This window comes from Paenibacillus sp. IHBB 10380 (genome assembly GCF_000949425.1).
GTDB lineage: Bacteria > Bacillota > Bacilli > Paenibacillales > Paenibacillaceae > Paenibacillus_AQ.
On the sequence record NZ_CP010976.1, the window covers coordinates 3,397,424 to 3,412,098 of the forward strand.

The following is a 14,675-nucleotide window of genomic DNA, read 5'->3' on the forward strand; positions in this document are numbered from 1 at the left end:
ATCCTGACTCCCCATATCATATCACCGTAATGTTAACGGAGTGTAAATAATACAAGTCGTAAAAAAATAATTTCCACACATTGTTAGTCAGGCAACTCTTATTCCGAGTCTTGTAGCATGGGTAACTCTACTCTGAAGGAAGAACCAATATTAAGCTCACTTTCTACGGATAATGTACCATGATGTAGATCAACTAGATGCTTCACAATAGAGAGTCCTAGTCCAGTCCCCCCCGAAATTCGTGAACGTGCCTTATCTACCCGATAGAAGCGTTCGAATATGCGCGGCAAATCTTTTTTCGGAATCCCCATGCCTGTATCGGTAACTGTAAAGGAAATGGTCTCTTCTTCTTTAGATAGCTCATGATGATCCACAACCACCCTTACTCTGCCTCCATCTTGGGTGTAATTAATGGCGTTAGCTAAAAGGTTCATCAATATTTGCCTTAGTTTATCCTCATCTGCTTCCATATACAATTCTTCGGGAACTTCCGCTTGTAGACTAATCCTTTTTTTCTGTGCAACAGTTTCCATCGTCTCTAACATTGAAGCGACAAACGAAGAGAGATGAACGGGTGAGAGGGATAGCGGAATTCGTTTAGATTCAATCTTAGATAATTCAAGAATGTCACCAATTAATCGATTCAGTCTTTCACTTTCATCATATATGATTTGTAAAAAAGATCGCACCGTCTTCTCATCTTTCACGCCCCCAGCGAGTAATGTCTCAGAGAACCCCTTCACGGCTGCTACGGGTGTTTTCAACTCGTGTGATACATTAGCAACGAATTCACTGCGCATATTCTCCAATCGACGTATGTCTGTCACATCCTGAAATAAGAATAGCATACCCTTATATGGACCGCCTTCTGCATTCATCGGAACACCGTCCAAACGTACGATTTTCTCATCTGGATTATATAAAGTTCGTTCTTCATGAATGGGCTTACGATGGTAGAGTCCTTCTTTAAGAATTTTTGTTAATTCGTAGTGCTGCTTCATCTCTAAATAGGATTTACCTAGAAGCTGGGAGCTTTTAATACCAAGCGTCTTTTCTGCAAATGGATTTACCATGGCTATGTTATCTTTATCATCAATCATAACAATGCCGCCGGCCATATTGTCTAATACACTCTGTAGTAAATCCTCATTATCTTGAATAATCTTCAATTGTGTCTGAAGACTATCTGCCATAGTATTAATCGCATGCGATAATTGCCCCACTTCATCATGACGTTCTATTTTAACGCGAGCTGTATAATCCAGATGGGAGAATCGTCTTGCGACCTTGGTTATTTTCTCAAGTGGGGATGTAAGACTACCCGCTACACGGTAACTAACAATTGCTGCTACTGCGAATAACACAATAAACCATACCGCTACAAGCGTCCAAGCACGTCTCATCCCCTCGTCCACGAATTTCAAGCTCACAGACAATCGGATATACCCATCATATACATCGCCCGATTTAACAGGTGCTGCTACATATAACATGTCTTGTCCAAGTGTTGCACTGTATCTGATGGCGTATCCGATGTTATTCTCATCGGCTGATTGAATTTCTTCCCGCCCCCTATGATTATCCATCTCATCTGCGTCACTCTCAGAATCGCCAATGACATCACCGTCATGATCAATAAACGTTACTCTAGCGTTCGTTAATTCACTAATCTCCTTAGCCTCAGTTGAATAGTACAATTCGGCCTCCTCTCCTACGATGGAGTGAAAATCAAATGTGCTACTTAGAAGCATAATCTCTCGATACATGTTATCTTCAAGCACTTCAATATGAGAATCTTTGAATACTTTAGCCATCACTATACCGGCTCCAAGTATGGTTACTCCGATCATAATCATCAGAATAAGTGTTAGCCTCGAACGAAAGGGTCTCATCAGTTGTCATTCTCCCTTATCTAATATCATGCAATCTTTTTGAACACGCACTTATAGTTATAAATTATTCATCTCAATCGTCTTGACTGGCGTTTGTGGAACACAATTCATTGGAAGCCATTTCTTCACACAGGCATGAAAAAGAGTAGCTAACGGCTGTTGAACCATAATACCTAGTACGACTGGAACAGATGCCTTTGGAGAAAAATAAGTCATCGCGATGACCATCCCAAGCGATATATTCCGCATGCCTGAAGCATAGGATAAGGTTACTTTTATTTCTCTAGAGGGCTTACTTAGGATATTCGATCCATAGAACCCTAGAATGTAACTTAATCCAACTACAAGCACAACAGAAGGGATAACAATAACCATATCTCGCTTCAACTGCGTTACATGTGGAGCTATAGCAGCAGCATTCAACATGACAACCGCAGTAAATCCAAGTTTGGACAAGGGGATCGCTACAGGAGCTGTCTTGTCCTTGAGCTTACCACGCGATATTTCATACAGCGTAACCCCAATCACGGTGGGTAGAACAACGATGACAAGAAGATCCTTCATCAATTTCATGCTATCAAATGTAATCTGTGTGCTAAAGAAAGCTTCAATAAGACCTGGTACCACTACTAAACTTAATGCGGAATCTAGTACGACCATAGCTAACATAAGAGGAATATGTCCATGGGACATCCCCACCCACAACACAGAAGAAACACCAAGCGGAATAATCGTAAACAGAACTAATCCTACCGTATAATCCGATTGAGCTCCGAAAGACAACCAGCCTATACCATAAGCCAACAAAGGGGCAACACCATGACTTAATATAATGGTTAGTATCATAGGTGCCGGACGTTTCACTACCCATTTCAGGTGTTCAACCCCACAGCCAAGCGCCATAACGAACGTCACATAACCAAAAATATAAGGAGACCATGACACAAAAGGCATTAACCAACGACTTAGTATGAATCCAATAATAAGCGAACTTGGAATAATGAGAAACATATATTTTTCGTAACCTCTACTAAAAGACAGCCCCCAGCTTCTCACGAAGTTCATCATCCTCTCTCTCTTCTGTAATATAATAGCACATCATTAAGCTAGTAACGTCTACAGCATCTTTTTTAGCACCATACAAAAAGATCCTTACCATTTCATTCATGGATAAGGATCTTTTCCGGTTAAGCCTCAAATGATTCTTAATGACAACTTACTATCCATTCACAACTTCTCCGCCATTCACATGCATGACTTGTCCACTAACATATGAAGAATCATCAGATGCCAAGTATACATAAGCTGGCGCTAATTCCTCTGGTTGTCCAGGTCGCTTCATGGGCTGCGTAGATCCGAATTCACTCACTTTCTGCTCATCAAAGGTAGATGGGATTAGCGGCGTCCAGATTGGACCGGGAGCTACAGCGTTCACACGAATTCCTTTTTCTATTACGTTCATAGATAGTGCTCGTGTAAAGCTAACGATTGCTCCCTTCGTTGATGAATAATCAATAAGTGTAGGATTGCCTCGATAAGCTGTAATGGAAGCTGTATTAATAATGGTACTTCCCTTCTTCAGATGCGGCATTGCCGCCTTAGTCAGGAAGAACATGCTAAATATATTCGTACGGAATGTACGCTCTAATTGTTCCTTCGTAATATCTTCAATGCGTCCTTGAGGATGTTGCTCGGCTGCATTATTAACAAGCGTATCTAACTTGCCAAGTTCCTCTACCGTTTGCTGTACAGACGTTTTGCAGAAATCCTCATCTCCAATATCACCTGCAATTAGAAAACATTTACGACCTTCCTGCTCTACTTGGCGCTTCGTTTCCTTCGCATCGTCATGTTCATTCAGATACATAATTGCTAGATTTGCACCTTCCTTGGCAAAAGCGACTGCTATCGCTCGGCCAATGCCGCTATCTCCACCTGTAATTAAAGCAACTTTACCTTCAAGCTTACCTGCTGCTTTATAATCATTAGCCTCATATTGAGGGCGTGGGTTCATCTTACTCTCTATTCCAGGTTGCTCATCCTGATGCTGTGGAGGTAAGGTCTTCTTGGTTTGTTGATTGTCTGGCATGTTACATTCTCCTTTCATATGCATACTTGTTAGGATGTCATAAGTGAGGTTAAATATACTTCCATGCTTCAAGCACAACGAATCAAGCTTTATTACTACATTGTCGCAGTCATTAAACACTAAATTTCAAGACGTAGTCACAAAAAAGAGACTGTCCTAAGATCTGATTAGACCTACTAGGACCGTCCCTCGACGAAACGATATTACATTTCGAATCGTGTATTATATAACTTGGCTAAATACCATTAAATAAACCATAACAAGCATGCACACTGCGATGATACTACTCATCATACGTAGTTTTCCTGTTTCTACTGCAATGCTTTTATTTTCCTTAATCCCTGCAATAGCCGCCTTTAACGGTTTGCTCATCATGCCACTTACAGCGAATAAAGCAACCAGTAGTACGATAACTACAATCATCCAAGCAACTGAATAACTTCCCTTTGACAACATATAACCACCTGATATGAACTGTACGAGTAGTCCAAATTGAGCAATAATGTTCAAGCTACGAATCGCGACAGCGCTTCCTTCTTGAGCCGGCAATGACAACTTAGAGATTTTAGCAACTACAAATGGTAACAATAAATAGAAACCTACTGATAGAGAACCCAAAATATGTACAAAATACATAACTGAACTCATATTTACGCCTCCTTATACCTTTTCTATGATATCAATCACATTTTATTATACTAAACTAAACTAATAAGTAAAAGAAAAGAAACCTCCTAAACCCATTTAGATGGATCTTGGAGGTTTCATTATCAATCTCTATGCGCTTACTACTGCAATAACATTCCTTACGGAATCAGCGGATTTATCCAGTGCTGCTTTCTCAGAGGATGTTAACTCTAATTCAAAGATCTTCTCGATACCGTTACCGCCTAGAATACTCGGTACACCCATGAATAGGTTGTCGTATCCATACTCTCCTTCAAGTAGAGCAATAACTGGGATGATCCGTTTCTTATCCTTCAATACCGCTTCTGTCATTTGCACCAGCGAAGCAGCTGGAGCATAATAAGCGCTACCGTTTCCTAGTAGATTGACGATTTCCCCGCCACCAACACGAGTACGTTGTACAATCGCTTCAATACGTTCAGAGCTAATTAACGTGTCAATTGGAATACCTCCAACACTAGAGTAGCGTACTAGAGGAACCATATCATCACCGTGACCCCCAAGAACAAAGCCACGTACATCTTCTACAGAAACATTTAGCTCTTGTGCAATAAACGTACAATAACGAGCAGTATCTAGAACACCTGATTGTCCGATAACACGATTCTTAGGAAATCCTAACGTTTGATAAGCTACATAAGTCATAGCATCAACAGGATTACTCAGAATAATTACAACGGAATTCGGTGCATAGGTCTTAATATTCTCACAGACTGACTTAACGATTCCAGCGTTAATATTAACTAGGTCATCCCGGCTCATGCCTGGCTTACGTGCAACGCCTGCTGTAATAATAACGACATCAGAATCAGCTGCATCCTCATAGTTAGAAGTACCTGTGATCTGACTGTCAAATCCTTGAACAGGACTCGCTTCCATCATATCCAGCGCCTTACCTTTAGTTGGATTCTCAAGTGCAGGAATATCAATAAGTACAACATCCCCTAGTTCCTTCTGCGCTAACATAAGTGCTGTAGTTGCTCCGGTAAACCCTGCTCCGACTACTGAAATCTTATTCCGTTTCAAACCCATGAGTAATATCTCCCCCTAGACTACATATTATTAATAACTTCGTCTGCAAACTCCGAACATTTCACTTCTTTAGCGCCTTCCATTTGACGGGCAAAATCATAAGTTACTGTCTTAAGGTTAATGGATGTCTCCATACCTTTGTAGATCAAGTCAGCAGCTTCTGTCCATCCCAAATGCTCAAGTAGCATAACTCCGGATAGAATAACGGAACCTGGATTCACAAGGTCTTTATCCGCATATTTCGGTGCAGTACCATGCGTAGCTTCAAAAATAGCATGTCCTGTGACATAATTGATATTTGCTCCTGGAGCAATACCAATACCACCAATTTGTGCTGCTAATGCATCCGATAAGTAATCTCCATTCAAGTTAAGCGTAGCAATAACGTCAAAATCGGTAGGACGTGTAAGCACTTGTTGTAAAGCGATATCCGCAATCGCATCTTTCACGATGATCTTGCCCGCTTCTTCTGCTTCCTTCTGTGCTGCATTAGCTGCTGCTTCACCATCTTTTTCCTTAATGATGTCATACTGAGCCCACGTGAATACTTTATCTCCGAACTCTTGTTCAGCTACTTCATATCCCCAGTTCTTGAATGCACCTTCGGTGAACTTCATAATGTTACCTTTGTGAACTAGCGTCACCGTTTTGCGGTTGTGCTCGATAGCATATTCAATCGCTGCACGAACAAGACGCTTAGACCCATCTTCAGATACTGGCTTGATCCCAATTCCCGATGTTTCTGGGAAGCGAATTTTGTTCACACCCATTTCATCTTGTAGGAACTTAATAACTTTCTTAACTTCTTCAGAACCTTCTTGATACTCTATACCTGCATAAATATCCTCCGTATTCTCACGGAAAATAACCATATCCACAAGTTCAGGGCGTTTCACTGGAGATGGAACACCTTTGAAGTAACGTACTGGACGTAGACAAACATATAAGTCTAACTCTTGGCGCAATGCCACGTTCAAGGAGCGAATACCTCCACCAATCGGAGTTGTCAAAGGTCCTTTAATCGCTACGATATATTCACGGATCGCTTCAAGCGTATCGTTCGGTAGCCACTCTCCGTAGTTGTTAAATGCCTTTTCACCTGCAAAAACTTCATACCAAGCAATTTTCTTAGAACCGCCATATGCCTTATCAACAGCTGCATCCAGAACACGCTTCGAAGCTTTCCAGATGTCACGTCCTGTTCCGTCACCTTCGATGAAAGGAATGATCGGGAAATTAGGAACTTTCAGTACCCCATCTTGAATTTCAATCTTGTCACCTTCAGTAGGAAGTTCGTACTTTTCAAGTTTAAACATATTTAATATATCCTCCTTACAAGTTTTATTTATCAATGCAAGATGTACCTGCTCTAGTCATTCTATCTTAAATTAACGTAACTCAATAGGAATATATTTCTGATCTAACAATCCTACATATTCCGCACGTGGACGAATAATACGATTGTCTACCCATTGCTCTAGAATATGCGCAGTCCATCCTGATACACGACTTATAGCAAATATCGGAGTGAACAGTTCACTCTCGATGCCAAGTTGAGTGTACACAGATGCGGAATAGAAATCAACGTTAGGTCTTAGTCCTTTTTGTGTCGTAATCATTTCATCAATTTTAATAGACATATTATAAAGATTCATATTTTCTTTCATTTCACCAAGCTCGCGGGACATCTTCTGAAGATGCTTAGCACGTGGATCTCCGTTCTTGTATACACGATGACCAAATCCCATAATCTTCTCTCGCTTGTCTAGCTTTTGCTGAATGTAGCTCTCAACCTGATCAACCGTTCCGATACTTTCTAGCATTTTCATAACTGCTTCATTAGCTCCACCGTGTAGGGGACCTTTGAGCGCTCCAAGAGCCGATGTAACGCCTGAATAAATATCAGAGAGTGTAGCTACAGTTACACGTCCAGCAAACGTAGAAGCATTAAACTCATGATCCGCATGTAATACAAGAGCTTGATCTAAAGCTTTAATAGAAGTCTCATCTGGTTGCTCATCTCTAAGCATGTAGAGGAAGTTCTCTGCAATAGACAATCCCTTTTTAGGAGCTACAGGTTCCTTACCTTGGCGAATACGAGATAAAGCGGCTATTATGGTTGGCAATTGCGCTTGCAATTTAATAGCCTTCTTCTCATTCGCTTCACGACTCATATCATCTGCTTCTTCGTCATACAAGGCAAGTGCAGATACGGCTGAGCGAAGTGCTGCCATCGTATTGGCGTCTTTGGGATACAGCTTTATTTGCTCAATAAGATGCTGTGGGATAGGTGCATAGGTGTCCAAATCCTGCTGTAACTTCTGTAATTCAGCAGCATTTGGTAACTTGCCAAACCACAATAAATAAGCTACTTCTTCAAAGCTCGCATGTTCCGCAAGGTCATCTATATCAATGCCTCTGTATGTAAGAACACCGTCCACGATTGAACTAATGGAAGAAGTTGCGGCTACAATGCCTTCCAATCCTTTGGTAGCTGTCATCGTACATCTCTCCTTTTGTAAAAAATGAAATTTAAACGAGGACTCAATAACCATGAAAACATTTACATTTTAAAATATTAAAAATGCTGCCAAACGATGGAACCTTTAATTATCATACTGGATTTTGTCTGATATGTGAACATTGGACGCGCTTTTTCACGCATTAAATTGTTTTATCGCTACTATAAACATTTTTTTTGTAACCCTTTTCAAAAAAAAATATTTATACCCTTAAATTTGTATTTTTACATTTATTTGACTTTGTTATATAATTCCAATAAAAGGGGAATGACTCTTGGACAAAGTGATGACCAAACGAATTTTAAGAGGGTTATGGGTTTGTGTTGCTTTTGTTAGTTTAGGATTCGCCATATACTGGCTCCTCCCTCTGTTATACCCTTTCGTGATAGCTTGGTTAATCGCTTATCTTATCCATCCGTTGGTCACTTTTCTACACCTTAGAATAAAATTTCCGAAGTGGCTCGCCGTCACTTTCTCTATATTCGTAACCTTCGGGGGAGCTATTCTTATCTTTTCCGCGGCAGTGACAAGAATCGTCAAAGAATTAATAGGATTAAGTCAGACTTTTGATCTACATACAGAAACGTGGAGGGACTTTTTTACCTCTTGGACGGATAATGCCCACATACAGAGTATCATCAGCGAAATTAATAAATTCTACACAGACAATCCCAATTATCAGAATGCCATCAATAATAATATTAGTAAAACTACACAAACCGTGGGTACAGCGGTAACAGACTTTGTCACAGGATTCTTTAACGTTGTGCTTGGATTCATCTCTGCATTACCCTCTATGGGGACTATTCTAGTCATCATCCTTCTTGCTACCTTTTTTCTCAGTAAAAACTGGGATCAACATAATTCGACACTAATCGGTTTATTTCCTTCTCGAGTTCGTCAACCTATCCGTGAGATTTGGAGTGATCTCAAAAAAGCTTTTCATGGATACATCCGAGCACAGCTTATTCTCATTTCAATTACTGCTGTCATTGTAATGACCGGTCTTCTCATCCTTCAGGTTCCCTCAGCTTTTACAATTGGTCTCATGATCGGTCTGGTTGATTTACTACCCTATCTAGGTGTTGGCATTGTATTGGTTCCTTGGGCCATCTACACACTTCTAATTGGGGATATGGTTCTAGGGATCGGATTATCCATTCTTTATCTAGTGATTCTAATTGTGCGTCAGATTATGGAGCCCAAAGTTCTAGCAAGCAGTGTAGGTTTAGATCCTCTAGCAACACTCATTGGCATGTTCGTTGGACTTAAGCTATTTGGGGTATTGGGCCTGTTAATTGGCCCCGTCAGTCTAATTATTATCGGTGCATTCAATGGAGCTAACGTATTTAGAGATCTCCGTAATTACATTGTGGGGGGGGGAGATTACGATGACCTGAGAAAGTAAACGATCTGTTAAAGTCTCTTGTGGAATGTCATATTTCCATTATCAATCTTTTTCTTGATCCATTTCAGTATCATGAAGCGGTATAAAGGGCGTGTGAGTGGGAATAGCATCGTAAAACCGATAGCATCAGTCACAAACCCAGGCAACACTAACAACATTCCTCCTATAAAAACACATAACCCATCTACCATGTTTCTACCCGGGATTTGGCCAGAATTCATCTGAACTTTGGAGTTCTCAATGACCTTACGTCCTTCAAAGCGCATCATAACAAATCCAATAGCTGAAGTCATAATGGTCAAGAATAGTGTGTTGGTTCCTCCGATTCTATCTGCAACCCAGTTGAAACCAAATATTTCAACCATAGGGATAGTAATAATAGCTAATACGATCCATTTCAACATGATGATTCCTCCCTTACTTATGTGCTATATAACAAATCATAACGTTTCCAGATGTAATAATCCAGTCGACTAGTCGAGAGCCCCTAGGATGATGGGTAAATATTAAAAAAACATTTCACAAATTGCCTCCGGAGGGTTGTATGAGACTACAAATCCAAAAAAGCAGTAGCCCATAACGGCTACTGCTTCCAATCTAGCTATAATAAAGCAATTATAATTAAGTTAATTCTACACTAGGCTGATTTTGATAAGGTTCGTGGAACCTGAACGGCCAAGTGGAACACCAGCTGTAATAACAACTAGTTCGCCTTCTTTAACTAGTCCGGAATCAAGACCACCTTTAAGAGCATAATCAAACATTTCATCCGTTGTAGATGCTAGCATACCTTTAACTGGAGTAACACCCCATGTAAGAGTTAGACGACGCATTGTACGATCTTCCGTCGTTACAGCAATAATCGGTGCCTCAGGACGATACTTGGATACGACACGAGCCGTATGGCCTGTCTCTGTTGAAGAGATAATCGCCTTAGCATGCAAGTCCAATGCAGAAATGGCAACAGATTGGCTGATTGCTTCCGTAATGGTTGTTTCTTGAGCTGTACTTTGTTTCAAGAAAAGATCACGATAATTAAGTGCTGATTCTGCTTTCTCAGCAATGCGAGACATTGTGAGTACAGATTCAACTGGATATTTACCAGCAGCTGTTTCACCAGACAACATGATAGCGTCAGTTCCATCAAAGATGGCATTAGCTACGTCACTTGCTTCAGCGCGAGTAGGACGTGGGTTACGTTGCATGGAATCCAACATTTGAGTAGCTGTGATGACAGGCTTACCTGCACGGTTGGATTTTTGAATCATGCTCTTCTGTACCAATGGTACTTCTTCAGCTGGAATTTCAACCCCAAGATCTCCACGTGCAACCATTAGGCCGTCAGAAACTGCTAGAATTTCATCGAGATTATCTACACCCTGTTGGTTCTCAATCTTGGAAATAATGTGAATGTGACCCGCATTGTGACTGTTCAACAATTCACGAATTTCAAGAACGTCTGATGCTTTACGAACGAAAGAAGCTGCAACAAAGTCGATGTCCTGTTCGATTCCAAAAATGATATCATTAGCATCTTTCTCTGTAATACCTGGCAGAGAAATGTTAACACCCGGTACGTTAACGCCTTTTTTGCTCTTAATCGTACCTCCATTGACAATGCGGCATTTAATTTCAGTTCCCTGAACTTCTACAACTGTCAGACCAATCAAACCGTCATCGATAAGAATAGTTGAACCCGCTTGTACATCTCCTGGAAGGTCAGAATACGTTATCGAAAGACGATCTTTGTCTCCCAAAATTTCTTCCGTTGTCAGAGTGATAAATTCATCCTGAACCAGTTCAATCGGTTCTACTGCAAGCTTACCTGTACGAATTTCTGGGCCTTTAGTATCAAGCAAGATGGCAACAGTCTTGCCTAGTTCCTGACATGCTTGACGAATGACTTTGATCCGGTTTCCGTGTTCTTCAAAGTCACCATGAGAAAAGTTCAGGCGAGCTACGTTCATGCCAGCTAGAATCAATTTTTTGATGTTTTCTAACGACTCACTAGCAGGACCGATAGTACATACAATCTTAGTTTTGCGCATTAAGGATTTCCTCCGTTTTTATGTTATCTCTGTTTGTAATCTTTTCAACTATTAAATTTACTACATTTACATCAATTTGTATAGGAACTTTATCATACTATTCATTAATTAACGGCTGAGGATTAGCCGTATCTGAGGGTAAATTCTGTTCAATGGCGAACTTACCAAGCTTACGGAATTTAAGATAACGATCTTCCTTCAGTTCTTCAGCATCCATCGCCAAGAGCTCTTCCACATGCCGAGTTAAACTGTTCTTAATCGCATCTGCTGTTATTACATAGTCCCGTTGCGCTCCCCCTTGAGGTTCAGGAATAATTTCCTCAATCACTTCAAATTGGAGTAGATCTTGGGCCGTAATTTTCATAGCTTGTGCTGCTTGATCCGCTCTGGTGGCATCCTTCCAAAGAATCGAGGCTGCTCCATTAGGGGAAATAACAGAGTAGATCGCGTGCTCTAGCATAAGTACCCGATTTCCGACTGCCATCGCAAGTGCTCCGCCACTTCCACCTTCTCCAATGACCACACAAATAACAGGCACGCCCAGAATAGACATTTCCCGTAGATTTCGAGCAATTGCCTCAGATTGACCTCTCTCTTCAGCAGTATTCCCAGGATATGCTCCCTTAGTATCAATAAACGTAATGATAGGGCGCTTGAACTTGTCCGCTTGTTTCATAAGTCGAAGCGCTTTTCTAAAACCTTCCGGGTGTGGACTTCCAAAGAAACGAGCAATATTCTCTTTAGTATCCTTGCCGCGCTGATGCCCTAGAACCGTTATAGGAATACCATTCAGTTTAGCAATTCCGCCAACAACAGCTAGATCATCTCCGAACATTCGATCCCCGTGCAACTCAATAAAATCTGTGAATATAAGTTGTATTAAGTCTAGCGATGTTGGACGTTGTTGATGCCTTGCAAGATGCATTTTTTGAGGTGCTGAAATTTGAGAATAAATTTCCTTCTCAAGTGTGCTATAACGTTCTTCTAATCTGGCAATCTCATCGGTAAAGTCAATCTCTTTTTCATGTCCGAACGTCTTTAGTTCTTCAATCTTCTTGCGCATTTCAACTAAAGGCATTTCAAAGGGCAACTCCCCCGCCATTTAAATGCCCCCTTTCACACAATGAAATTCCAAAAGATTTGCGAGCATCGTGCGCATCTCTTTCCGGTGCGTAACTAAATCCAATTGGCCATGAGCCATATTATATTCCGCTGTTTGGAAATCGTCTGGAAGTTTCTGACGAATGGTTTGTTCAATAACAAGCCGACCTGCAAAGCCGAATACTGCCCCTGGCTCCGCGATATTAATATCACCAAGCATAGCAAAGCTAGCAGACACGCCCCCAGTAGTCGGGTCAGTGATTACAGAAATATAGAGCCCTCCCTGTTCATTAAAACGTGCAAGAGCCGCACTTGTCTTGGCCATTTGCATTAGGCTGAGTATACTCTCCTGCATTCTGGCACCACCAGATGTTGAGAAAATAATGAGTGGTAGCTGTCTTTCCGTAGCTGTCTCAATAGCTCGGGTAATTTTCTCCCCAACCACTGATCCCATACTTCCACTAAAGAAGTCAAAGCTCATAACCGCTACTACAACTGGGTATCCTGAGAGAGTACCTTGTCCCGTAATAACAGCTTCACGCAGACCGGATTTCATGGCCTGCTCTTCAAGCTTTGTCACGTAACCTGGAAACTGAAGTGGATCTACAGATATCATTTGACTATCAAACTCTTCAAATCCTTCTGGATCTAAAGTGATCTGTATCCGTTCTACAGCATTTAAACGCATATGATAACCGCAGGTAGCACAAACCTTCAAATTCTTCTCCAGTTCTTTACTATACTGGATTGTGCCGCACTTACTACATTTGCTCATTAGACCTTCCGGAACTTCCCGTTTTGGGCGTTCGCCCTCTACGTTGCTATCCCGTCCCATGCGTTCTGAAGGAATGGTCGCGTATTTTCTTTTTTTCTGAAATAAGTCTTTAAACACAACTACACCTCTTCAGCCGTTGATTTGTTGGCCGTTCTTTCCTTTAAACCTCTATTATACACAATTTAAAAAATCTTATAAAATAACGTTACGGACGTAAAATAGAATTTAGCACTTCCTGAACCTCTTCAAGTTCTCCAGAAGGAACCAAAATCTCAAATTGTTGTTTGGACAGGTTGATTGGACGGCTTTGAACCAAAAATCCTTCTTCTGTTAACTTGGCTTGAATCCTGTCCGCAACCTTAGCGGTAGGCGCGATGTAGATTACCGTCCACACTTCAAATGCCCCCTAATCTCATTTTCTGAGCTGATATAATGAACTCATAATACCATAATTATCTTTTTTTTCGCAACAGAGGGGGCCTAATTCAGGCCCGTTTCAACATCCTCAGATAGTAAATAAAGAGTAGCTCCTTCAAATCGATGTGCAATTCTCGCTGAAGCAGCAGCGGCCAATCCGGCAACTAAATCATCCAAAAATACATGGATCTCATCTTTTTTACTGTTTAATCTATCAATAATGCCTACCTTTTCTTTATCCAAATAACCAAAACTTGTAAGTCCGATCATTCCATAGACATTAATAATACCGAGCGCCAAAGTCTCGTCTACTCCATACAACGGCTCATCCGCTTCCATAATGGATTGCAGTGGCTGTGGTAGAAGCTTGCGCTCTGCTAATTGATCTAGGGCAATACCTGTATAAAGTGTATATTGTACTTCACGTTTATTAAGCACTGATCTGACACTGAGCAAGCATTCTTCTACTGTTAACTGTGGATGATACACAATCTGAAGTTTATATACGATCTCCGCTATATCTTCAATTGTGACTCCTCTAGATTTAAGCAAAGCTTCAGCTATTGCATATGACATAGTCATTCCTCCCGCATTTGGATACACCTATAGTTAAATAGTTAAATTTGTCCATGTTGAGTATGTTGTCCTCAGGTGTTCCTAAGTGTATGCGAGAGGGTTCTGAAATGTTCATATTATATTCAAGA

At 40.9% G+C, this 14,675-nt stretch carries 15 protein-coding genes; 1 reads left to right on the top strand and 14 read right to left on the bottom strand.

Going from position 1 to position 14,675, the window contains the following annotated elements; all coding sequences use genetic code 11:
• Window positions 1–98: 98 nt before the first annotated feature.
• From pnpS to UB51_RS15170, 8 genes are all read right to left on the bottom strand, one after another.
• Window positions 99–1,892, bottom strand: coding sequence for a two-component system histidine kinase PnpS (pnpS, locus tag UB51_RS15140; RefSeq protein ID WP_044878010.1), 1,794 nt, complete (start codon window positions 1,890–1,892; stop codon window positions 99–101).
• Between the two features lie 57 nt (window positions 1,893–1,949).
• On the bottom strand, window positions 1,950–2,948 hold the full coding sequence (locus UB51_RS15145) for a bile acid:sodium symporter family protein (RefSeq protein WP_044880191.1): 999 nt from the start codon (window positions 2,946–2,948) through the stop codon (window positions 1,950–1,952).
• Complete coding sequence (locus tag UB51_RS28315) at window positions 2,923–3,060, bottom strand: hypothetical protein (RefSeq protein ID WP_160297274.1); 138 nt, start codon at window positions 3,058–3,060, stop codon at window positions 2,923–2,925. The genes UB51_RS15145 and UB51_RS28315 overlap by 26 nt, the downstream gene beginning before the upstream one ends.
• Window positions 3,061–3,111: 51 nt before the next feature.
• Window positions 3,112–3,981 carry an SDR family oxidoreductase gene (locus UB51_RS15150; protein ID WP_044878011.1) on the bottom strand — a complete coding sequence of 290 codons (870 nt, stop codon included), beginning with the start codon at window positions 3,979–3,981 and terminating at the stop codon, window positions 3,112–3,114.
• 222 nt (window positions 3,982–4,203) lie between these two features.
• Window positions 4,204–4,629 (bottom strand): hypothetical protein, encoded by a 426-nt coding sequence (locus tag UB51_RS15155; protein WP_044878012.1) that lies wholly within the window; start codon window positions 4,627–4,629, stop codon window positions 4,204–4,206.
• A gap of 129 nt (window positions 4,630–4,758) precedes the next feature.
• A complete protein-coding gene (gene mdh / locus UB51_RS15160) occupies window positions 4,759–5,700 on the bottom strand; it encodes a malate dehydrogenase (protein ID WP_044878013.1) in 942 nt (313 codons plus the stop codon).
• A gap of 20 nt (window positions 5,701–5,720) precedes the next feature.
• Window positions 5,721–7,016 (bottom strand): NADP-dependent isocitrate dehydrogenase, encoded by a 1,296-nt coding sequence (gene icd / locus UB51_RS15165; RefSeq protein WP_044878014.1) that lies wholly within the window; start codon window positions 7,014–7,016, stop codon window positions 5,721–5,723.
• Between the two features lie 72 nt (window positions 7,017–7,088).
• Window positions 7,089–8,201 (bottom strand): citrate/2-methylcitrate synthase, encoded by a 1,113-nt coding sequence (locus UB51_RS15170; protein ID WP_044878015.1) that lies wholly within the window; start codon window positions 8,199–8,201, stop codon window positions 7,089–7,091.
• Window positions 8,202–8,496: 295 nt separating this feature from the next.
• Between UB51_RS15170 and ytvI the strand changes: the two genes are divergently transcribed.
• On the top strand, window positions 8,497–9,630 hold the full coding sequence (gene ytvI, locus UB51_RS15175; protein WP_044878016.1) for a sporulation integral membrane protein YtvI: 1,134 nt from the start codon (window positions 8,497–8,499) through the stop codon (window positions 9,628–9,630).
• A gap of 8 nt (window positions 9,631–9,638) precedes the next feature.
• On the opposite strand, the gene UB51_RS15180 is transcribed toward ytvI, so the two are convergent.
• The 6 genes from UB51_RS15180 to UB51_RS15205 all read right to left on the bottom strand — a co-directional run bounded on the left by UB51_RS15180 (window position 9,639) and on the right by UB51_RS15205 (window position 14,547).
• The gene (locus tag UB51_RS15180; protein ID WP_044878017.1) at window positions 9,639–10,034 is read right to left on the bottom strand and encodes an FxsA family protein; all 396 of its coding nucleotides are present in this window, start codon (window positions 10,032–10,034) and stop codon (window positions 9,639–9,641) included.
• Between the two features lie 228 nt (window positions 10,035–10,262).
• The gene (gene pyk / locus UB51_RS15185) at window positions 10,263–11,678 is read right to left on the bottom strand and encodes a pyruvate kinase (RefSeq protein WP_044878018.1); all 1,416 of its coding nucleotides are present in this window, start codon (window positions 11,676–11,678) and stop codon (window positions 10,263–10,265) included.
• A 97-nt stretch (window positions 11,679–11,775) separates the two neighbouring features.
• The gene (locus UB51_RS15190) at window positions 11,776–12,780 is read right to left on the bottom strand and encodes an acetyl-CoA carboxylase carboxyltransferase subunit alpha (RefSeq protein WP_044878019.1); all 1,005 of its coding nucleotides are present in this window, start codon (window positions 12,778–12,780) and stop codon (window positions 11,776–11,778) included.
• Window positions 12,781–13,671, bottom strand: coding sequence for an acetyl-CoA carboxylase, carboxyltransferase subunit beta (gene accD / locus UB51_RS15195; RefSeq protein WP_044878020.1), 891 nt, complete (start codon window positions 13,669–13,671; stop codon window positions 12,781–12,783).
• An 88-nt stretch (window positions 13,672–13,759) separates the two neighbouring features.
• Window positions 13,760–13,948 (bottom strand): hypothetical protein, encoded by a 189-nt coding sequence (locus tag UB51_RS15200; protein ID WP_044878021.1) that lies wholly within the window; start codon window positions 13,946–13,948, stop codon window positions 13,760–13,762.
• 86 nt (window positions 13,949–14,034) lie between these two features.
• Window positions 14,035–14,547, bottom strand: coding sequence for a phosphatidylglycerophosphatase A family protein (locus tag UB51_RS15205; protein ID WP_044878022.1), 513 nt, complete (start codon window positions 14,545–14,547; stop codon window positions 14,035–14,037).
• Window positions 14,548–14,675 lie beyond the last annotated feature (128 nt).